The sequence below is a fragment of the Paenibacillus anseongensis genome, assembly GCF_009757995.1.
Classification (GTDB): domain Bacteria; phylum Bacillota; class Bacilli; order Paenibacillales; family NBRC-103111; genus Paenibacillus_E; species Paenibacillus_E chondroitinus.
In genome coordinates, this window is sequence record NZ_WSEM01000008.1 from 430,904 (window position 1) to 453,650 (window position 22,747).

Annotated in this window: 19 protein-coding genes; 4 read left to right on the forward strand and 15 right to left on the reverse strand. The window is 42.4% G+C overall.

The genetic code is table 11. The features are described from left to right. Positions 1-79 precede the first annotated feature (79 nt). Complete coding sequence (locus GON05_RS09605) at positions 80-958, forward strand: helix-turn-helix domain-containing protein (protein ID WP_157318947.1); 879 nt, start codon at positions 80-82, stop codon at positions 956-958. Positions 959-981: 23 nt separating this feature from the next. On the opposite strand, the gene GON05_RS09610 is transcribed toward GON05_RS09605, so the two are convergent. The 5 genes from GON05_RS09610 to GON05_RS09630 all read right to left on the reverse strand — a co-directional run bounded on the left by GON05_RS09610 (position 982) and on the right by GON05_RS09630 (position 6,243). Next, positions 982-1,887, reverse strand: coding sequence for a nucleoside hydrolase (locus GON05_RS09610; protein WP_246238944.1), 906 nt, complete (start codon positions 1,885-1,887; stop codon positions 982-984). Positions 1,888-2,115: 228 nt separating this feature from the next. Next, a complete protein-coding gene (locus tag GON05_RS09615) occupies positions 2,116-3,249 on the reverse strand; it encodes a glycerate kinase (RefSeq protein WP_157318948.1) in 1,134 nt (377 codons plus the stop codon). A 33-nt stretch (positions 3,250-3,282) separates the two neighbouring features. Further along, positions 3,283-4,434, reverse strand: coding sequence for an NAD(P)-binding domain-containing protein (locus GON05_RS09620; RefSeq protein ID WP_246238945.1), 1,152 nt, complete (start codon positions 4,432-4,434; stop codon positions 3,283-3,285). Between the two features lie 12 nt (positions 4,435-4,446). Next, positions 4,447-5,499: a Gfo/Idh/MocA family protein gene (locus GON05_RS09625; RefSeq protein ID WP_157318949.1), complete on the reverse strand. Its 1,053-nt coding sequence runs from the start codon at positions 5,497-5,499 to the stop codon at positions 4,447-4,449. Between the two features lie 6 nt (positions 5,500-5,505). Next, positions 5,506-6,243, reverse strand: a complete 738-nt coding sequence (locus tag GON05_RS09630) for a ThuA domain-containing protein (protein ID WP_157318950.1) — start codon at positions 6,241-6,243, stop codon at positions 5,506-5,508. Between the two features lie 159 nt (positions 6,244-6,402). On the opposite strand from GON05_RS09630, the gene GON05_RS09635 reads away from it, so the two are divergent. The 3 genes from GON05_RS09635 (at position 6,403) to GON05_RS09645 (ending at position 11,521) form a co-directional block, all read left to right on the forward strand. Then, positions 6,403-7,311: an AraC family transcriptional regulator gene (locus GON05_RS09635; RefSeq protein ID WP_246238947.1), complete on the forward strand. Its 909-nt coding sequence runs from the start codon at positions 6,403-6,405 to the stop codon at positions 7,309-7,311. A 217-nt stretch (positions 7,312-7,528) separates the two neighbouring features. Next, positions 7,529-9,067 carry a type 2 periplasmic-binding domain-containing protein gene (locus GON05_RS09640; RefSeq protein ID WP_157318951.1) on the forward strand — a complete coding sequence of 513 codons (1,539 nt, stop codon included), beginning with the start codon at positions 7,529-7,531 and terminating at the stop codon, positions 9,065-9,067. A 117-nt stretch (positions 9,068-9,184) separates the two neighbouring features. Continuing rightward, a complete protein-coding gene (locus tag GON05_RS09645; protein ID WP_157318952.1) occupies positions 9,185-11,521 on the forward strand; it encodes a helix-turn-helix domain-containing protein in 2,337 nt (778 codons plus the stop codon). Between the two features lie 76 nt (positions 11,522-11,597). Here the strand turns inward: GON05_RS09645 and GON05_RS09650 are convergent, their stop codons facing one another. The 10 genes from GON05_RS09650 to GON05_RS09690 all read right to left on the reverse strand — a co-directional run bounded on the left by GON05_RS09650 (position 11,598) and on the right by GON05_RS09690 (position 22,553). After that, positions 11,598-13,622, reverse strand: a complete 2,025-nt coding sequence (locus GON05_RS09650) for an alpha-amylase family protein (RefSeq protein ID WP_157318953.1) — start codon at positions 13,620-13,622, stop codon at positions 11,598-11,600. A gap of 30 nt (positions 13,623-13,652) precedes the next feature. Next, on the reverse strand, positions 13,653-14,528 hold the full coding sequence (locus GON05_RS09655; protein WP_157318954.1) for a carbohydrate ABC transporter permease: 876 nt from the start codon (positions 14,526-14,528) through the stop codon (positions 13,653-13,655). A 21-nt stretch (positions 14,529-14,549) separates the two neighbouring features. Then, the gene (locus GON05_RS09660; RefSeq protein ID WP_246238949.1) at positions 14,550-15,503 is read right to left on the reverse strand and encodes an ABC transporter permease; all 954 of its coding nucleotides are present in this window, start codon (positions 15,501-15,503) and stop codon (positions 14,550-14,552) included. 229 nt (positions 15,504-15,732) lie between these two features. Beyond that, entirely contained in the window at positions 15,733-16,272 is a 540-nt protein-coding gene (locus tag GON05_RS09665; RefSeq protein ID WP_157318955.1) for a methylated-DNA--[protein]-cysteine S-methyltransferase, read from the reverse strand. A 12-nt stretch (positions 16,273-16,284) separates the two neighbouring features. Further along, a complete protein-coding gene (locus tag GON05_RS09670) occupies positions 16,285-17,751 on the reverse strand; it encodes an AlkA N-terminal domain-containing protein (RefSeq protein WP_157318956.1) in 1,467 nt (488 codons plus the stop codon). A gap of 374 nt (positions 17,752-18,125) precedes the next feature. Continuing rightward, entirely contained in the window at positions 18,126-18,590 is a 465-nt protein-coding gene (locus tag GON05_RS09675; RefSeq protein ID WP_246238950.1) for an Imm30 family immunity protein, read from the reverse strand. Between the two features lie 293 nt (positions 18,591-18,883). Continuing rightward, the gene (locus GON05_RS38800; protein ID WP_185157200.1) at positions 18,884-19,120 is read right to left on the reverse strand and encodes a hypothetical protein; all 237 of its coding nucleotides are present in this window, start codon (positions 19,118-19,120) and stop codon (positions 18,884-18,886) included. 148 nt (positions 19,121-19,268) lie between these two features. Then, entirely contained in the window at positions 19,269-19,622 is a 354-nt protein-coding gene (locus GON05_RS09680; protein WP_157318957.1) for a hypothetical protein, read from the reverse strand. A 180-nt stretch (positions 19,623-19,802) separates the two neighbouring features. After that, complete coding sequence (locus GON05_RS09685; protein ID WP_157318958.1) at positions 19,803-21,401, reverse strand: stalk domain-containing protein; 1,599 nt, start codon at positions 21,399-21,401, stop codon at positions 19,803-19,805. Positions 21,402-21,854: 453 nt separating this feature from the next. Next, positions 21,855-22,553, reverse strand: coding sequence for a metallophosphoesterase family protein (locus GON05_RS09690; RefSeq protein ID WP_157318959.1), 699 nt, complete (start codon positions 22,551-22,553; stop codon positions 21,855-21,857). Between the last annotated feature and the right edge of the window lie 194 nt (positions 22,554-22,747).

Genomic DNA, 22,747 nt, shown 5'->3' on the forward strand with positions numbered 1-22,747 from the left:
AAGAATGCACGGAACAGTATTTTACATATACTTTCTTTAGGTATAATCTATATACAGGCCATATAAGGGGGCAAGTAAGATGGATCCGTTCGTTTATTTAACTGGTGATCGTTTTCCCATGATAAGGGATATGGGGTGGAATCAAGTAGAAGAAGTTTATACGCATCACGACCGCCTATTGGATTTTGATGTATTCATATTTGTGACCAAGGGGAGCATGCAGGTCATTGAGGGGACCACGGAATATATCATTAACGAGAAGGAACACTTATTTTTGAAAAGAGGACTTCATCATTGGGGACGCCCTGAAACCGTGCCAGGAACATCCTGGTATTGGGTACACTTTAACTCCCCTGTACATGACTACTCATCCTATAAAGAGCACTCCCCTTTACCTGAAATCGACTTTTTTTATCCTGATCACTATGCCTACCGATTCCCTATGCCCAAGCATGGAACTTCGCCTTTTCATAGAACCTTAGAAAACAGACTACAAATGTTAGTTGAGGATTTTCAAAAGCCTAAGGAGCATGGTATGGTCCAGCTAAGCATTCAAGTCTATCAATTGTTTTTGGAACTTCATAAATCAACGAAAGAGTATAACAGATCTACTAGAAATGTAGGAAAAGGAGCAACGGTTACTGGGAGAGTTATGACTTTTCTTAAGCAGCATACGGACGAGGACTTTGATTCTACCAAACTAAGCAGCCATCTGAATTTGAACTACAGTTACGTATCGGCAACCTTCAAAACACAAACAGGACTAAGCATTATTGAAGCGCATACGAAATTAAGAATAAACAAAGCGATCGATTGGATGCGAAACACTTCTCTCAATGTATCTGAGATAAGCGAGAGGTTAGGTTATAAGAATCCTTATTATTTCAGTCGCGTTTTCAAAAAAGTAATAGGGGAATCTCCTTCTTCTTATATGAGTAATTTCTATAGGAATAAGTAGAGTCAAAAATAGAGAGCTGCTTCTTAGCAGCCCTGTGGATTTGCGAATAGAGATAATTTTGCATAGAAATCCTCTAATATAAACCGTGAGTCTACGCTCCGGTAAACTCGAATTTTCCGATTTCCAGCTTTATGTTGATAACTCATGTCTGAATGAATATTAGGGGCCTCAATTAGATCATAGTCAAATGCCTGATCGTCGAGCAATAGCGAAGTTGCAGGAGAATCACCAAGAACCCATATTTCCCCTTTCGGCCACTGAGGTCGATCCCCGTTTTTCATGTTGTGTTGGATCAGATATTCATATAAGTATTTACCGATTTCTCCATACGGGCGAACTTTAACAGCCAATTCTGCCAGTCCAACGCGAACCATATCATACACATTTTTCGGAACCTGCCATACATGTATCGGTGAGTTGAATACGACTTGGGCCGCTTCGATGTCGTTCGATAAATTAAATTCAACGTCGCCATCCGGATAGGTTCCGCCTCCAATCCAAATGGCCGTTAATCGCTCTGCGATTCTCGGTTCCTTCAAATAAGCAGATGCCAGATCGGTCAAAGGTCCTTGAAATGTGACAAATAGAGGCAGGGGGTCATCTTTCATGGCTTCTTCAATGATCAGATCAGCACCATTGGAAGATACGGGGGTTAAGGTATCCGGTATTTTATGGTTAGCGCCTTTGACTACTCTAAATTTGTCTTTCATGTGCATTAAATCAAGAAGATGCAGGACTTCCTGATAGGAATCCTCTGCACCTGTTGAGCTGCGAGTTCCGAAATGGGCGCCGATTATTCCTTTTATTTTTAAACGTGGCGATAAGATGGCATGCACAATGGCATATTGATCATCCGCTTCGCATTTCGCATCCGTATTGATAATAACTCGTATTTGTTTTTGTTCCGGCACTTCAAATGGCATATTCATACTTCATTTCACACCTTTTTTCGTTTCTTAAAAAATATCATTTCAGCTGAAACAATGAAATGAACTTATTGCATCTGAAAGTGTGGTTCTTTTAGAACATTGCGCTATTCTGCTCATTTAATCCTGTGCCTAAGTATAAAAGCAAATAACCGAGGCCCCTTCGGGTCCCGGTCACATGCGTAATCAAAACAATCGTCCTATCTTATTGATTCAAACCCTTAAAAATCTTCAAAATCTCAACACCAGTGTTCGTATGACCTGCTCACTCGCTTGCTCTAGCAATTCAGGTGCTTGCTTCATGGCGTCTTCTAATAGCATAGGACCTCTCATAATGCTATGAACACTATGAATACCAACATCATACAAGTGTTCAATCCCTTTACCTACCGAACCAGCGAAGGCAATGGTAGGAACATTGAATTTTTGTGCCTCTTGAGCAATGCCCATCGGTGTCTTGCCAGATACCGTTTGGTTGTCAATCCGGCCTTCTCCTGTTATGACAAGATCTGCGTCTATTAGATGCTGGCGCAATGAGGAATACTCGATAACAACATCAATCCCGCGTTGTAGCTTAGCAGGAAAGAAAGCAAGGAATGCTCCACCAAGACCGCCTGCAGCACCAGCACCGGGCTTATCATGCAGATGCATGCCGGTATGTGCTTCGATAAGATCGGCCCAATGTGTCATATTTCGCTCGAGTTGATTGATCATTACAGGGGTAGCACCTTTCTGAGGGCCAAAAACATGAACAGCGCCTTCTGGTCCGATCATAGGATTCTGCACATCCGAAGCGATCAGAAATTGAGACTCGGCAATTCGCGGATCCCAGCCACGATTATCGATGGTGACAATCTTGTCCAAGGCCCCTCCGCCCCATGAAACTTCTTCCCCGGCTTCGTCCAATAGTCGCATACCCAACGCTTGCAGCATCCCTGCGCCACCATCAAGCGTAGCACTCCCGCCAATTGCCAATATGAATTCGCGATATCCGGCATCCAGTGCTTTGGAGATTAATTCACCCGTTCCATAAGTGGTTGTTATTAACGGATTTCTTTGATCTTGTGATATTAAACAGATACCTGAAGCACAAGCCATCTCGATTACAGCGACCGATTCAGATTTAATCGCACCGTAACGGGCTTCTATCAGATTTCCTAGTGGCCCAGTTACGATTGCCGGATTAGACACGCCTCCGATACCTTCAATCAGGCAATCAATGGTCCCTTCTCCTCCATCAGCTACCGGAATGCATACAGTTTGAACATTGGGTTTATATCTCCTAAAACCCTTGTCAATAGCTAGTGCTGCAGCGGCTGCACTCATGCTTCCTTTGAAGGAATCTGGCGCAATAATTATCTTCATTGTCTTCCCTACTTTCCAAATGGAACCAACAATCTATTCGGCAAGCACGATATCCCATTCATGAATCTCATAATTACGGGCTCCTTCAATAATATAAGGATCCTCTTTCACCCATGCCTCGACTTCCTCCATGCTGTTTGCTTTGTAGATAACCAATCCGCCAGCTCCGTCTGTGAATCGCCCGTTTGCCAGCAGCTTGCCTTCCTCTCGCCGATTCGCTAGAAATTGTAAATGCTGTTCTCGAAACATCACGCTTTTATCCGCATCTTTCATCGGTAGAAAAACAGCAAAATGCTTCAAGAACTCTTTATTCTCGTCCCGCTGAAGTTGAAAGCCCAGCATAGCGGACATATCCTGTCCTGCAAAACCGTTTCGAATCGCGCCTTTCAGCAAGCTTCTTACACGGTTGCCGACAGATAGATCTACGCCGCTTTGCTTGGCCATTTCAATTGCGAGGTCCAGATCTTTTCCAAGAAGCTTAATGGCAAAACCAGGCTTGTAGTCTTCCTTCGCAATGTGATTACTATAGTGACGTTCAAGCATGCGGCTTCCTGCAAAGCTCGAACCTAAAATCTGCACAAGTTTCTCTTCTTCAACAGATGATTTCCTTCCAAGCGCCAAACCTTCACTAACCGCTTGCGTATGAATACCAACCATCAGTTGATTAATAAGTTTCACGACCGAGCCGCTTCCGCTGCTGCCAACGTAATCAACTTGCTTGCCGATTGCTTGAAGCACGGGGAGCGATCGTTCGAAATCGTTCCTATCACCGCCGACCATAATGCTCAGCGTACCCGCTGCGGCACCTGTCGTACCGCCGCTAACCGGCGCGTCGAGAAATGAAATGCCGCGATCAGCAGCAGCTAGGTATATTTTACGATTTAACTCCGGACTAACGGTACTGTTGTCAATCAGCATGAGACCCTCACGCCCATTGTTAATCAAACCATTATCGTCCAGATACACCTGTTCAATATCAGCAGGCAGCGGTAGACAAGTCATAATTAAGTCCATGTGAGAGGCAAGATCCGCAACCGTGTGCCCCGTATGTCCCCCTAATGCTTTAAGCTGCTCTTCAGCTGCTTTGCTTCTGTTTATCCCGTATACCTCATAGCCTGCATGAATTAAATTGCGAGCCATTGGCAAACCCATATTACCGAGACCAATAAATCCGATTTTCTTCAAAATAGTACCTCCTCATCTAATAACCTTATCTATAGTTATGGGGACCTTTTCTCCCCGTTTGGCGCTCTCAACCGCAGCAAAAACCATCGCCATGCTCACCAAATTATCGGAACAATCCGTTTCCGCTTTGCGGCCTTCATTCAGCGATGCCATCATCTCATCGAAACAAGCGTCATGACCTTCTTTGCCCGTCCAGATCTCGGAAGGTCCAACTGTTTCAAACTCCTGCATGCGAGAATCCGTAGTCACTTCTCCCCGCAACACATTGCAATACGGATCGTTGTCGCCATCCCATATGAGCGTGCCTTTCGAACCTACAACCCGCCAACTTCCTTGCCAAGATGTTGGAGCGCCATGTGCACACCATGATCCGTTGTACGAAAACACCGATCCATCCGACATCTCGAAGATACAGATTGCTGAAGCGTTTCCTTTATACCAAGAATACGGGGGATTGAACTCATGGCAATACACGGAGATGGGATCAGCCTGAAGCAAATACCGTGCCTGATCGAACGTATGAATAGCCATATCCAATAACAAAGGATTATTCATGACATCACGAAATCCGCCGAAGTGCGGCCCCAAGAAGAAATTCGCTGTTGTTTGTCCCGGCTTTCCAATTCGATCTTGATCGATCATTCCCCGTGCTTCCCTGATCTGTTTCGAAAAGCGGCGATTCTGCATAACGGAATATGTCTTGCCATGCCGTCGTACAAAGGCCTCCATCTCGATGGCATCCGCCATCGAAACGGCCATCGGCTTTTCGCCAATCACGTCGCATCCTAATTCTACCGCTTTCATTACGATTTGCTTGTGAACCTCGGGAATCGTCACATCAAAGACTAAGTTCGAATCTGTTTGGCGTATGGCGTAATCCAAATCATCGCTGCATAAGCAATCGATCCCAAATTCCCTTGCCATTGCTTCCGCAGCCGATTTATTAATATCAACCAATGCGACGATTTCTATATCCGCACGAGACATCGCATACTTCACCCAGCGCTTAGCCATATTCCCACAACCGACTTGTGTAAGCTTATATGTTTTACTCACAGATGACATGATGGACTATACCTCCTGCTGCGACTTAAGCTTTTCTAACGGCTTGCGGTTTCCGAAGTTAGGTGCCGGTCTTGTCGTCGGCGCTGCCCAATGTACAGCATTTCGAATAACCGTTCGGATTTGTTCATTGTAATAGGTCGGATAAGTTTCGTGCCCCGGTCGGAAGTAGAATATCTTTCCTTGCCCGCGCTGATACGTGCAGCCGCTTCGGAACACTTCTCCGCCTTCAAACCAACTGACGAATATAAGCTCATCCGGCGTTGGGATTTCGAAGCTTTCGCCGTACATTTCCTCTTGTTCCAGTTCAATATATTCCCCAATGCCTTCTGCAATAGGATGACCAGGTGCCACGACCCACAGTCTTTCCTTCTCATCGGCTTCCCGCCATTTCAGGTTGCAAGTTGTGCCCATCAGCTTTTTGAATATTTTAGAGAAATGCCCGGAGTGCAGAACAATCAGCCCCATCCCCGCTAATACGCGTTTATAAACGCGCTCCACAATTTCATCCGTAACCTCGCGATGCGCTTTATGGCCCCACCAAATCAGTACGTCGGTTTCATTTAGCCTTTCTTCCGTTAGGCCGTGCTCATCTTCTTCCAAAGTCGCGTAACCAATCTCCAGTCCACTACCTAAACCTTCCCCAATAGCATGATGGATACCCTTCGGATAGATTGCTTTCACTTTCTCGTTTATCTGCTCATGTCGGTATTCATTCCAAATCAAAACACGTTTTTTTTCGCTCATACGAATTCGCCTCCTGAATGTTCAATGCGTTCATCTACCTCCGATTATAGACACCTCCCCCAAACAAAAGATACGATCAAACCTGACCTCTTCTTCTCCAAAAATGACATCCATGATATACTGGTTCCGTAATTGCCTACAAAAGCGAGGTGCTCCTCATTGAAAATCCCTAGCCATGAACACGTGTCTCCCGTCAAAGAGGAAGTTGTCGACTATTTCAATCCTTCTCTATACTTGAAAATATGGGAAATAGATCTTGAGCCTCTCCAACCCGATATGGAGATCACTGGAATCTGGCATTTCCATAAAGAAGTCGAATTTCTGATCGTTACCGAAGGAAACATGGGTATTCAAACAAAAGATGAGTATTATTCACTGCAAAACGGAGACATTGTCCTTCTAGGTTCCTCCGAGCTGCACAGAACACATAGATCGAGCATGTCTCCTTTAAAATTCATTGTTTTCCAAGTCGATATATTCCGGTATTTCGACCAAAGCGACCTTCCTTACCTGCATGGCTTCTCTGAAACAACTCGTGCGCTAAGTGAGCTTAATTATTTGCTGCGTGAATCTCCAAAAGTGCGCCAGGAGATATTCTCTCTTATTCAATCTATATACGATGAATCTCAGCAAAGAGAGCGCGGTTACGAGCTGTTCATAGGCGCCGCCATTAAGCGTCTACTTTGGCTTCTCGTTCGTCACGATACCCGTGGCCTTCTTCAGAACAACGATTCCTACGATATTCAACGACTCCGACCTGTCTTCGACTATGTCGAACGCAACCTGCATCAAAAAATTACGATTGAAGATGCATGTACGCTCCTTAACTTCAGTTACCATTATTTTATCCGATATTTCCGTTCCGTCATGGGATGTTCCTTCATAGAGTTTATTAACCATAAACGCATTAAAAACGTCGAGAGACTTCTTCTTACCCAAAATCTAAGTATTACTGAGATTGCCCATGTATCCGGTATACCCAGCACGGCGCAGTTTTACAAACTGTTTAATCGTTACAACAAATGTTCGCCAAAAGAATTCATAAAAAACATGAGTGGCAAGAGATAATTCGAACGATCTGCTACGGACTTTTCTTACACTTTTCCAAGTTTTCAAGCTATGATTCCCACATTCCACCGTATTCGCAAAGGACAATTATTTTCTCAGCAGCTGTATACAAGTAATGTCTCTATTCTGCCCTTTGAATGGAATTTATGATGAAGTTGAAGCTAGGGCGTTCATCATCACGCTGCGCTTCAACACTATTTCGGGGAGGATACGAAAGATGAACGTAGTAAAACGATTACCGGTTTTAATCACGATTCTCACAACAATTACATGCATGACGGCATGCTCATCTAACGTGGGGAACACACAAAGCAACTCGAAGGGTACTGAAAACGCTGTCAATTCAGCCAAGGAGCCTCTCTCCATTCAAATGTTCGCAGGACTTTATAATGAAGTCCCTGATATGAATGATGCTTTTTGGACAGAATGGCAAAAGCGGACTAATTCGAAATTGAATATGGAATGGGTACCTTCCGGGGACTTGGACACGAAATTGGATCTCTTGCTTGCATCGGCACAATTGCCGGAGGTGCTGTCAGTTCCAGACTTCAAAAGGCCGTCATTGATCGGCGCAATTAAGAGTGGGGCTTTCTGGGATCTTACGCCTCTGCTTGGCGATTTCAGCAAATATCCCAATTTGAAAAACAATGTTGGCGCGAATGCATTTAAATACAGAACGGTTAACGGCAAAATTTATTCTCTTCCAGGATCACGCTCTGCGATCGACCCAGGAATCAAGATTCGCGAAGACTGGCTCAAGAAGCTCAATATTCCCGTCCCTACAACGCTTGACGAATACGCAGATGCATTAGTCAAAATCACACAGGGAGATCCTGACGGAAACGGTCGCGCTGATACGCTCGGATTAATTGGCGGAGGCGTTATCATCAGCGACGGCGACGCTTCATTTGCTTCCGGCTTTGGAGCCATGAATCCAACCTACAACAACGAAGGAGGACTTATTTACACCAACTTAAATCCTCAATATACAGATACAATCGCCTATTTCAGAAAACTCTATCAGTCTGGTGCGTTGTCTAAAGAGTTTGCTGTAACGAAACGTACCCAAGCACAAGACCTATTCACAACTGGACGCGCTGCTTCCTATACAAGAAGCATCTGGTGGGACAAGGAATGGGAGGATTTGATTAAGAAAAACGGTCAACCGGACGCAAAGATTCTCAATCTGACATTAAAAGGTCCGAAGGCTTATGCCGTTAACTTGACGATCGGCGGCACCGGAAGCTTCCTGATCTCCAAGAAAGTTCCAGAAGCCAAAGTCATCCAATTGCTTGACTATTTCGAGAAAACGGCCTCTACCGAAATGACCGACTTAGCTTATTATGGCATCGAAGGCGTTCATCACACTGTGATAGACGGACAAAAGGTCCTTAATGAGAAAGGGGTTAAAGAAGTAAACACCACCAGCAAAAACGCAGGCGTACTTGCCACCATGAAATGGGGAAAAGTCATCAGCGCATCGGGGGATAAAGCTTATAATGATGCCAAAATAGCTGAAGTAAAAAACTTTGACGAAATCGGCAGCGTGGATCCGTTCAACTATCTCAATTCAGACATATGGAATGAGCTATGGGCGAAGCGCCAAGATGAGTGGAAATCCATGGTCACCAAAGCAATCGTTGGTCAAATTACGATGGAAGAATACCAGAAATATGTAGACACTATTAACAACTTGCCAGAGGCTAAAAAAGCCTATGCTGAATTCGCGACCCAGTATAAAGCGATAAAACCGTAATTTATACACGTACGCATTGATATTAAAGGAAAGGAAGGTAATCAGAACTTATCCTGATTACCTTCCTTGTCTGTTTATTTCTAGCTCTTGTAGATCCACGGAGAGAGAGGGAATGCCATGATGAATTGGCTCAAAAAAATTCAACACCTATTTCAATACGCAATACCTCGAACGAATTACTTTAAACGCCTCGTCTGGTTGGGGTGTATTTCCGTATCTCTGCCTCTTATCATACTTGGTTCAGCCTATTATCAAATTTCCGTCGAGAAGCTTAAGCATCAATTTCAAGAAGATAGCCTTACTTCTCTTACGCAATTAAAAGATAGAACGGAAAGCGCAATGACAAGCGTGGAATATCAATCTTTACAGCTGCTAAACAACCCTTCTCTTCGTTCCGCGCTTGGACAGCCTACATTCTCTGAACAATTTGTTACGCAGATGGAGCTCCTCGACTATATGCAGGTTCAGAAAAATGCAAGTCCTTTAATCCAGGATATCGTATTCTACAGCAGCATGTCCGATACAGTACTTACTAATTTCTATGGAAAGTCTACGCTTGAAAATTCAACACAGCTGAGTAGTATCCAAGCCGCTATGAATTTGACGAAAAGCGAGGGATGGACTTATTTTCCTGGCAATCGCCAAAACGGATATATTTCCTATGTTCGTCAACTTCCTGTCATGAGAACCGGCCCTTTGCAAGGCTTACTGATCTATCAGGTCAAAGCCAGCGAAATTGAAAAACTTATCTTTCAATCCGTCACTAACAAGCTATCCGAATCTCTGATTGTAATCGACCCGGACAATACCATACTGCTCCATTCAACCGATTCATCCTTACTAGGAAAATCGATGAATGACTTGCCTCTGTACCAGAACATTTTGAATTACAATGGCAAAAATCAATCCTTTATAACAACAAACGAATCCGGCGAGAAATTTCTAACCGCAATTAACAAATCTTCGTTGGGAAGAACCTATATCTCGCTCTGGCCGGAACAAGAGCTAACGAAACAATTAAATTGGTTACGCCTGCTTATTGTGAGTTCCGTCCTTATCATTCTCATCTTTGGTATTATCCTTACGATCGCGTCTTCAAAGTTCGCTTACAGTCCGATTGATCAACTAATTCGGTATGGAGGACAATTGCGAAACGGTACTCTAGGGCGTGTCTCAGGTTCTGGAAATGAGCTCGATTATATTCGCTCAAGTTTGGCCTATTTGAATGAGCAGGCCAGTTCTCTCCAGAACTATGTTCAGAAAATTCAACCAGCCCTGCGCGATCAATTTATGATGAAGCTTCTGCTTGCAAGTAATGTCGTAAAGCTTGCCGAAGTCGAAGAGGGTTGCCGGTCGTTTCAGCTGCCTTTGAGTGGCAATTTTGCCGTGCTCATTGTGAGACCGGAGAACTTGTTTAAGGAAAAGCGTTTTTTTCCCAATGAAGGGCCTGTTATTGCCTTTGCCGTGAAAAACGTCATGCATGAGTTGATTGATTATGAACACATATCTGAGGGATTCGTTCTAGGCGAGGAAGAAAGGGAATCTATTGCCGTTATACAATTTAAGGATTCAGCCAATGAGACAGATTGGAATCAGGCTCTTCTTGCTTATGCGACAAAAATTCGCGAAATTCTTCGAACGCATCTTTCCTTCGATGTTTCAATTGGCATTGGTGGTTTGCGTTCAGAAATCGCACTTATTTCCGAATCCTACAAAGAGGCTTCACGCGCTTTGCAGCAACGGTTATTTGATGATAACCGGACCATTTTTCAATATCAAAGTAAAGCAGCTACAACAGAGAGATTAACCCTATTTAATTACCCCAAGGATATTGAATTATCCATTACAGAGTACCTTCTTCAAGGCGATCATCTGATGGCGAAACAATCACTACAGCTTTTTTACGAACGAATACGTATCTCTGATTCTTATAATACAGCCATCTATTGCTACCATATCCTTCTGTCCTCCATCATTCAATCGCTTGAAGAAATGGGCTATGGCGTGCTCGACAATCTTGGGGATAATCTATTCGTACAACTTAAGGCTAGACAAACCTACAGCGAGGTTCAGGAATGGTTCATCGAAGTTCTCTTCCCCATTCATAAACAAATTGCAGAACAAAGCCGTAACAATTCAACGCGCAAAGCCGTACAACTGGTCTGTCAACACATTGAAGCCAACCAAGGCATGCCTTCTCTCATTGAATGCGCAGAACTCGTGCAAATTAGTCCTTCCTATTTAAGTCGATTATTCAAGCAAGAAGCTGGAATGACCTTTATTGAGTATTTAATGAAATACAAAGTCGAACGAGCAAAAAAATTACTGGAAGAGACGAACTATAGCATTACGGAGATTGCTGAAATCATTGGCTATTCGGAAAGGAATCTGAATCGGGCGTTTCAACGACATGTCATGATGTCCCCCAATCAATATCGTTTATCGTTAAGGTAGAGGCTCATTTTGGCAGAAAAAGCCCACACATTTTGGGATGCAGGCTTTTCTAATGTTGCTATATACAACTGTACCACTACTGAAATTCAATTAGCAGGCATTCCCAAATATCCAGCTTCGGCAAACTAAGGACGAGATGATTCCCCTTTACCTCATACGCAATAGATTCACCGGATATCAACGGCCGTACATCGGCTATTTTCCGGCCTCTAAGCGCTATCTTTATTTCAATGTTATGGAGTGGAATGTTCGTTGCGAGCGGCCTTCTTCCGACTCCGTTAACCAGATGGATAAGCCACTGGCCGCTTTTCTCGAACATCGACATTTGCAAGCCATGATATGGGGTAACCTCGACCATTTTATCCTCGCCTAGTGCTATTTTCATGATATTGGATACTAATCCATAATGCTCACCCAACTTGTACTCATTAATGAGGGCACTCAATGAAAAGGTCAGATACACAGAACTTCCGAGTCCCGATCCATGATGAATGCAAAGTGGAATATCGGTATGGCTGACTGGTAATGATGCTCTTTCGGGGGGAGCACCGACGCTTTCTAACGGAGAAAACGGCGGAACCAACGTTGCCAGGACGCTCGATTTCGCGTTTGACGGCTTAGTATAATGAACCTTTCCACGATGCGGGATTAGCTCCGTATCCTCCATGCCAACCTGAAGCGGATTGTTAGCTCCTTCAAAACGTAGGTATGCGGCCGTTAGGTATTCGCTGACGGATGACCTACCTACTATTCCCAACAATTTCCGCAACTCCGGTTGCTCCGATACTTCACCCTCGCTGATTAGATGTCCGCCTTCTTCTACAAACTTGCTCAGGACAGCCGTGAAATCATCGCTTACTTTCATACCTTCAGGCAAAATAAGTGCCTTATATTGCGTCAACCGTTCTGAAGTAGCCTGTTCTTGCAATAACACGTCAAACGGTATTTGACAGTTGATCAATCCGTCAGCCCAACCCTCTGCTGCAGCGTCAGCTGTCCACATTAACGCTACCTGCGCTAACGTTTGTGCCTTATCCATATACATCTCTACTTTACTGACATTGCGATTAAATTCAGTTACCGTTTCAATAATTCGTTTATCCGTGATCGTATCGGGGATGCCAGTCAGGGAATGCCAGATGCTTCCTCCATGAGAAGTAATTTGAGCCAACCAGAAGCGATATTCCGCCGGCGGTAAGCCCGTATGCCTCCACTCCATGCCTGGGCTTGAGTGAACGATTCCAAGCGGCGGAGGGTTGTCTGGAATCGAACGTCCTAGCTTTATACTAAGCGCAGGTTTCCAGAACTCCGGAATACGATGATGCCCTTCGGACAAAATATCTTGCGGTTCCGTACATAAGATATCCGTAGTTTCCATACGGGCATACAGATTATCTTTGTACAGATTGTAATATAGAATCATAGGTACTTCCGGAGATTTTCGCTTAATAAACTTGTACATTTTCTCCATATTATCTCGGATACAGGAAGATGGCCAATCTACAGCAAATAAATTTCGGTCAAGTGGAATTTCTACCCCATAGCGATTACGGTATTTATCCTTGCAGATTTCACAGTAACAAGGCACATAATGCGGCGCATTAAAAAATATACCATCAACATCGTAATGGCTTAACACTTCCTCGAGCACAGGTATCGCCACGTCTTCATTTCGATAGCCGCTATTTAAGCACGTACTCATAAGCAGTGACCAATTGCCAGGACGCTCAGCGCCAATAATTTCCGGCAATCCCGAAGGTTGTCTTACAAACCAGTTTGGCTTCCTAAGGTAAACAACATCTTCTGTCTTGCTGAAATCCAATCTTGCAATGAAGCGAATATCCTGTTCATGACAAGCCTCAATAACTTCCTTCAGTAGATCAAAGTCCTGAGGAAGATACTCATTTACTTTATGTCCGTCTATCTTCGATGGATACCACGCATAGATGCCGCCGACATTAAATACGAGCGCCGTAGCCCCCATTTCTTTCATTTGCGATGCTAATTTACGTGGATTAATGAAGTGGGTATCCTTAATCTGCAAGTTGGTCTGTATAATACGTTGAGGTTTATCTAACCAATTAATAATATTTTTCGCCATTTTCAGCTCTCCTTCATATAAATTCTTGAGTTAGCCTTTAACCGAACCAAGCATTACTCCTTTAGCGAAGTGCTTCTGGAGAAACGGATAGACAACAAGAATAGGTAACATGGCTAGCACGATAGAAGCCATCCGTATCGTTTCTTGTGGAATGGATTTTTCATCTCCGCTAGCTCCTGCCATTCCGGCATTATCTGAGTCGATCACCAACGACTTTACCAACACCTGCAGCGTCCATTTTTTCGTATCCGATAAGTAAATGACTGCGTTGAAATACGTATTCCAATGAGCTACCGCAAAAAATAAAGTAAATGTAGCAATTGCAGGCATAGATAGCGGAATTACGATGCGCAAGAAAACACCAATATCAGAGCAACCATCAATTCTCGCTGCATCCTCAAGCTCAGAAGGCATGGATTCAAGAAAACTTTTAATAATAATCAAACTCCATGCGCTTGTTAAGACCGGCCAAATCAGGGCCCAATAGGAATTTAACAACCCAAGTTGCTTGACTAATAAATAACTCGGAACGATGCCCGCATTAAATACAAGCGTGAAAATAATAAATCCCATCATCGCGTTACGCCCTGGCAGTGCCTTTTTTGTTAATGCATAGGCCATCGAGAACGATACAATCAAGTTTAATGCCGTACCTACAATCGTGATGAACGTTGTGCTCTTCAGAGCATTGATGAAACTGCCTGTAGACAGGATATAGGAGTATGCCGACAGCGACCATTTTTGTGGAAATAAATTAAACTGCAACGGGATATACACGTCCGGGTCCGTAAAGGATACGCTGAACACATAGAGAAATGGAGCCAGACAAATTAATGAAATTAGGCTTAGTAGACCGTAGTTAATCCAATCAAATATGGCTATTTTTTTACGTGCAACTACACTCATTTTTCTTCCTCTCCCTTTTCATTAATAAATGCCTTCATGACCTAATTTTTTGACCATATAATTAGAGGTCATAACCAGAATGAAGCCGACAACGCCCTTGAACATGCCGATCGTAATACCTGCGCTGATCTGACCTCGTAAAATTCCTTGTGTATACGCATACGTGTCGAATACTTGAGCCACTTGCATAACAAGGGGATTCATCATTAGCAGCATTTGCTCGAAACCGACATCTGTTATTTGACCTATTCGTAAGATTAATAGAATAATGATTGTCGAACGAATGGCGGGTAAAGTGATATGCCAAATTTGGCGAAACCGATTCGCTCCATCCACAACAGCGGCCTCATATCTTTGCGGGTCGACCCCAGCCATCGCAGCAAGAAAAATGATCGTACTCCAACCTACCTCCTTCCACATGGTCTGAGCCGTGATTAATCCCCAAAAGTACTTCGGCTCTGATAAAAAAGAGATAGTTTCAAAGCCCGCCGCGCTGATCAGCTTATTGACAAGCCCAACATCCGTCGATAACACGAAGAAAGTCATACTCGAAACAACAACCCAAGACAAAAAATGGGGCAAATATACAATAGATTGATTGAATCGCTTGAATACCTCATGACGAACTTCATTTAACATCAGCGAGAGTAAGATAGGTAATGGAAACATAAAAACGATACCGAACACGTTAATGGCTAATGTATTTCGCAGCATGATATAGAAATTTTGATCAGCAAACAAATCTCTAAAATGTTTAAAACCAACCCATTCGCTACCTGTAAAACCTAAATAGGGACTGTAATCTTTAAAAGCGAGTAAAAGCCCAAATAATGGAACAAGTTTGAATACAATAAAAAACACGATGCCAGGCAACGCAAGCAAATATATCAATTTATATTGCATCATTCGCTTGCTCAATTGTTTCCAATACCCATTAGCTGTAAAAACCTGATCAGCTCTTTCGATCTTCAACATAGGTCGCACCTCTCCTTCATGACTGTTAACCAGATTATGCTTATTATTGTACGGCCATGGGAATGAGCAAAATAGGGACATAAATTGAAAATGACCGATACAGGGTATCGGTCCAATTGAGATGAAAGTTATGTCTGTTTCTTAATGGCCTTATCGGGTACGGGCGACTATATTTCCTGTACTATTTACAACTTAGCCTTGTAAGTAGAAAGAAATGTCTATTCCCGTATCAAAGCGCTGTACCTCTTGTCGGCACAAAAAGCCCCGACATATCGGCACCCTCAAATTCAAGCAATTTCACCTTTTTATCAATACCCCCGGCGTACCCCGTCAAGCTGCCATTTGAACCTACAACTCGGTGACAGGGAATGATGATTGAAATTGGATTATGCCCAACAGCTCCACCTACTGCCTGGCTTGACATACTTTCCTTGTTCATCTTTGCCGCCATTTTCTTTGCAATGTCGCCGTAGGTGATCACCTCGCCGTATGGTATTTTACATAGAATGCTCCACACCTCTTGACGGAACCCACTGCCAATGGGAGAGAGCGGCAATTCTGAAATGTCGGGCTTCTCGCCTGCAAAATATTTGTTCAGCCATTTTTTTACGGTATCGAATATCGGCATGTCTCCACGCACGATCACACCTTCAGGTATAGTAGCCCCGTGATACTTTTGTCCCTCAATCCATGTGCCAACAAGACCACTTCCATCAGATGCAAGTGTAATGATTCCAACGGGTGACGGGTAGGTTGTCTGATAATACATGTTCCTGCCTCCTTATAGCGTTAGCGAGTTCCAAAGGTTGATGGTGGCATAACTGCGCCACGGTCGCCATGCTTCCGCCATTTTCAGTAATTCCTTTGATGTGTAAGGCTGTAAGGCCTTTTTGACACCAGCGTCCGTTTCAAGGAAAGCGTCCGGCCATTCCATAGCGCGCATGGCGATGTACTGCGCTGTCCAGCTTCCAATACCGCGAATCGCGATCAGCTTTTTCATCTCTTCCTCCGGCTGGGTCGGGAGGTTAAAATCAATCTCCCTCTGTACGAATGCTTGTGCCAGTTCATAGATCGTATTTGAACGCGCAGAAGTAACCCCTAACACTCCGAAGAGATCTTCGATCGCTCCGTCTAAAGACAATATATTTTCGGGTAAAGGAAAAATATGGGTCAATCCCTCAATTGAGGTTTGTATAGGCACTCCGTAAGTTTGGACAATTCTTGTCGCCAATGTGCTTGCCGCTTTCACTGTAATTTGCTGTCCCAGCACCGCCCGAACGGCTATTTCAAACGCGTTGAAGCACCCAGGCACGCGGGCTCCCAAAACACAAAGACCGGGTCGAATGTCGTTCATTCCCTGAAGTGTTTCATACACCGCACCAGGATCGCAGTATAAGTCAAACAGATGACGTATCCGTGCTAATACTTGCGGCAGTACCGGCAGTAAAGTTGCGCTCACGGTTACGCTCAATGCATACTTTTTAGGATCATGCCCCACGCGCACCCAACCGTGCACAGGTTTTCTATCAACGTTTACCATCTGCACGGTACGCATGTATTCACCGTTTTTTACAACTTCAATTCCTGCTATTGCGCGTCCGGCCAAAAAGTTCAGCATTTCGTCCCAAAGATAGGGCGGACGATAGCTTAATGATAAAGTGATGTTGTCTGTATGCTTTTTATCTTCTGCCTTCCGTTTTCGTAAAGCCGTAGGCGAAAGTTTGTATTGTTTTTTAAAAAGGTCGTTGAAACGACGCAAGCTGCCAAAGCCCGCCGCCATCGCAACTTCCAGTACCGGCAAATGTGTGTCTGTGAGCAGGTTTTTGGCCAGCAGCAATCTGCAGGTTTGCAAATACTGAATTGGCGACACCTGATATTCTGCTGTAAAAACGCGCCGCAAATGTCGGTCCGTACAGCCAAGTCGTCCGGCTATTTCTTCTAAACTTTGCCCGCTACCGCTGCTTTCTTCTAACATTCTTGCTGCTCGATAAACTAAATTAGCTGTAGCGTCGGTAATTGAAGTGCCAGGAGCAAGCTCCGGCCTGCATAAAAGGCATGGGCGATATCCCGCCTGCTCCGCTGACGCCGCAGTCACATAAAAAGTGCAGTTTTCCGGCTTCGGTTGCTTAGCCCGGCAGACAGGACGGCAGTAGATTCCCGTAGACGATACGCCTACAAAAAAGCGTCCGTCGAAACGTGCATCTTTTGCCTTGAACGCTGCATACAGAGCATCTTTGTTATCCGTCATCTGGTCACCCCTCTCCTGACCTATTGTTATTATATCATGTTGTCCCAAAAGGTCTGGCCATTTTCGGACATGGTTTTTGAGGAGGACATTATGACGAACACGCTCAGCCATGCCCCCACTTTTCAAGCAGCTTGAACTATAAGTGCATTTGAAGCGTTCGCTTATAAGCAACATTGGCAGCCCATATCGACCCGTTAACGTAATATAGACCACCGATCATACCGGCAGCCTATCAATTCGGAGAATTTAAATGTGCTGTAAAATGGGGAATCCAAATTGATAAGTTCCTCTATTTTCCACAACCTCAAGTAATTTCTTACACCAACCGTACAATGAAATTATCTTCCGGATGTTGAATGAAATCCATGTTTCATCTAAATTGCACTCAATAATTGATCAACAGCCTCTGCAAACTTGGCATGATTTTTATTCTTGATTTCAGTAACAAGCGAAATAATCACATTTCTATTCATAACATCTAAATTTTTAACTATTTGGATATATACAACTAGAGAAGGAGGATGATTTAATATTCGTTTATGTAGAACTTTTGCCCACTCCCTCGCATGAGGAAGCATTACTGGAATTGATACTGCCAGTTCTTTTAAAGTTACTTCTAATTTATATTTTTGGTCAAATGATTCAATAGCATGGATTAGATTAAACATCACTTCGTCATAATCAGTTTCATCATAAAATCCTGAACATAAAAATTTTATTGATGAAAGTTCGTTCAGATTAATAATGTCTTGAATTGCATTTTCAAATTTTGTAATTTCTTGCTGACTTACTAACGTTCTGTTCTCTATAAGAATTTCTCTTTGCACATTCAATTTCAACAGCTTTACCCCTTTTCTAGCGAAATTAGCACCTGCTGCTTTTTCATATTGTTATTAAGATATAGTTCCCGTTAACCATTTAGGTTGTTATATTTCATTCTCAGGATATTTTGCACGTTACAGCCAGGACATGATAAATATCTTTCAAAGTCTGAAGGGTTCACATTACTTTCAATGTCCATAACTTGTAAGAAGTGCTTATTACATTTGGGGCAATTTACTTTTGTAGTTGGGTCTTTGCTTAAAACTATAGCAGCGTTTATCCATTCTTTATTCACTGCTTACCTTCTTCCTTATAGTAATTTCAAGTCCCAGTCATAGTTATATGGCTGTGATGCCCCGAGCAACTTATTTTCACTCTCTAAATACCTTAATGTTAGCTCAATATCATCTACATCATAACTCCGTACAATTATCATGTGCTTGATAAACAAACCTGGAGGGTTGATATTCTTACGTGAAAGATTATTTTTTAGCCTGTCAGGTGTGTACAAGATGCTCCATCGCTTGCTTCCATCTTCAAAGGTCATGGTAACTTATACCCAATTCCATTCATCTGACGGACCCTGCGGGTCATCATCGAAACACCAGTTCAATAATTACCTCGTACTGAGTCCATTGGGAGCCAGCCGCGGTGTTAAATGAGGTGTTATGCAGTTCTGCAGAATTCCTGTGTTATTATTCCAGAATTCCTTCACTTTCTAATTCACTTTTATTAGTCAGACCCTCAACAATCGATATATATAAAATAAAATAGTCTTTGACTCTTCGTTCCTTCATTAATTTTTCTATTTTCTTTCGTGTATCTTTTACCATATCTTCAGAGATAGCTAGTTCATTAGGATCTAAATTCACTATTGTTTTATCCCAATTACTTGTCCATTTTGGCTGAGCATTTTTAATGTACTTCTCAATGTATGTCCAAGATTCCCTAAGTCCATCTATGATTTTTGGAGGATTAAAATTACTTGGTTCGGATACTAAATCTAAAAAAATTCTAGTAACCTTATTTAGATGACCATAGATATTCATAATATCACCATTTGTAAAATTTGTTTTTTCAGATCTACTAACAGCCTAAACTTTCGAGTCCTACGTTAAACTGCCAGTTACTTCATGAAAACAGGGAACAACTGCCGTAGCAAGCTGGTCCCTGTTTATTGTGCTATAGTTTCCCGTTACTTTAATCAATAGTTGCTAGTGATTATAACTTTATTGTTTTAACCCAGTTGCTTCTGTATCAACAATACGAACACTCTTGCTCGCATCATCCCATTCAATTTTGCTGCCTAGGCTTTCGGCAACATAGCGAAGCGGCACGTAAGTCACATCGTCAATGAGTGTTGGCGCCGTATCAAAAACCGTAGTAACGCCGTTGACGCTAGCATCATTTGAACCAATTTGCATCACTATTTTTTTATCATTTCTTTCGGCTATGATTTGGTTATGCTCTGCGTCCCAAGTTACCTTGGCCCCAAGCATTTCAAAAACCTCACGAAGTGATATCATGACGTGGCCATCCTGCATAAAGAGCTTATGTTGGAGGATTTTCTCTTTTTCATTCAACCATAACGAAATATTGTTTTGCTGATCGTCAATCTTCTCGAGGCAGATTACATTCCTATTGTTGGTAATCACTATCGTATTCTTTGATAACGGGAGGATCTGCGAAAACCCGATGATTTTATTTGTTATCTCAAGGGTAAACCTTACTTTCCCCTGGTTATTTAAAGAATGAATAGTGCCTCCATTTGTTGACACGTAGACGTTACCCTGATCATCAGATACAAAGTTTTGATTAAAATTTCCAGCCATATTATATCCGGCTGAGCGTTCGGAATCGCTTAAGGTATAGCTCCAAATCGTATCGTTAGAATTAAATTTTTTATTTGACAATGTTGAAGTTTTCTCATCGACTTGGTAGTAACCTCCATAGTGGTCAATCGGTCTGCTGCTTAGTGTAAAGGCAGTATCCGGGTTTGTTTCCTCAGTAAGTCCGGTTGAAGTAATTGTATAAATCTTCTCCCCGATCAAGAGGTAGCCAGCGGAAATGGTTACAGATTTCGACGTATCCTTCGGAAATCCCCACAATACCTCTCCTTCAGCGTTCAGGCAAATGAGCTGATCATCAATAACCACCAGCAAGTGGCCCTGCGAATCTGCAAAAAGCTTTTGCATATTGAACACGTTGAATGAATGATCATTGACCTTCAGCTCTTTGAATTGCCATTTCACGGTACCATTCGTTTCTAGCAAGGTAAGCCCATTGTTTAACAAAGCAATAAAGTTACCCTTGTGATCAACCGTGTAAAACATATCAGCTATGTAAGAGTTGTTTTTTCGTACTAATGCAAGAGGTATATCCTGATACTGGTTAAGTACTTTTCCGTTCTTATCAAACCGTGTCATTGTATCTTTTGATACAGTCTTCTTAGGATCAAGAAAGGCAAAATCATCGGTAACCGAATATAGACTGCCGTCGGCGCCAATTTCAAGTTCATGACTAGCGCTTTTCTGCTTCCAAATAACTTGACCATTCTCATTTACCGCAAAAACTTCGCTAAAATTATGTAAAATAACAGTGTGCTCATCCATCTTTGTTGCATTGAAATGGTCGTACTGACTATCACTCGTAATTGACCATTTCAATCGATACTTTTCATTTTCATTATGAAGAATCCAGTTTCGCCCGCTATCATCTTTCACTGGGAGTGCCAGTGGTTCCTCCATTTCAGACTCTGCAAGAGCTATGGATGTTGATATGTGGCTTAATAATAATATCCCTGTGAGAGCTAGTAATATTTTTTTCATTTGAAGTTAGTTCCCCCTAAATAGCACGTGAATATACAAAGATATTCTACATCTACTAACAAACCCCTTTTTTATCTAAATTTTCTTCGCGCCTTCTACCGCGTGACGAGCTGCACGCAATCCATCCATCTTAGTCTAACGAGTAATATAATTGGCTTATGAATATTTTAATTAGCACAATGACAAAAGCTGCGAGCCAACCGAAAAAGAAAAGACCTAAACACGCACTAAACATTTGTTTCCCGAAACTTCTTGTTTTATCTGATATCTTGATCGTTAAGATATAACCTATAAATATTAAAAAGAATAAAGTCCAAAAGATACTCTGAAATAGATAGATGGCTCCGCCGAATAAAAATGATGCTAGAATAAAATAAATTATCGATTTTTTCTTGTTCATTGTTCACCCTTTGATGTTTTTATGGCTAAATCTCCCACGTTGTATCTCATTAACTAGGATTGCTCAGTCGGAAGTAGCTCAATTGATTTATATATAAGTTTTTGTTTATTTGGTAATTCCATATCTCTATGAAAGTGACCAAAATACCACTTTTTATAAGATAACCGCTCTTGTATTTGCTCAAAGTAATCACTTAACTGATCCTTATGAATACCCGAATGTTTAGATTCATTCAGTGTATGCAAAGTCGATGTAGGGCACATATGCGTAACTACAAAGTCAACCTCCCAATTATGCCGCTCTAAATTCTTTATTCCTTCATTGTACTCTTCCAGTGATGGCATCTCTTCTGGCCACCAATTAACATTCTCTTTTCGATATTCTTTATCGTGAGATTGAGCTCCTCCAAAAGTAAATATCTTATATCCCTTAATAGTAAAAATCTGTCCTCGCATTAAATGTATAATGCTTTCATTTATTCGATGTACCTTCCCACCATTCCAACACTCCACAGGATAAGTATTAAGTAACTGGAAATTCTCATGATTTCCGTCAATAAATAAAGTACTAAAGTTTTTTCGAGCTAACCATTTCCTCCAATATATTTCATCATTTTTATTATCCCAGACAAGTCCAAAATCCCCAGCAATTATTACAAAGTCATCTTTACTTAACTCTCTATTTATAGAGAAGCGCTTGGAATTCAATTTACCAATATCAATATACCCATGAAGATCACCGGTTACGTACAATGTAATTCACTTCCTTGGGGAAATCTCGATTTAATAGCTAACAGTTCATTCTGCATTCAACACGATTTTCCTTCATTCAAAGCAAACCTGCCTAATACGTGAATAAAAAAGATACCCACAGCAACGGGCCGCGAGTCCAAGTTATATTTTCGTGTTCCATAAGTGCAATCATATTTCTCATATTAATGTCAAAG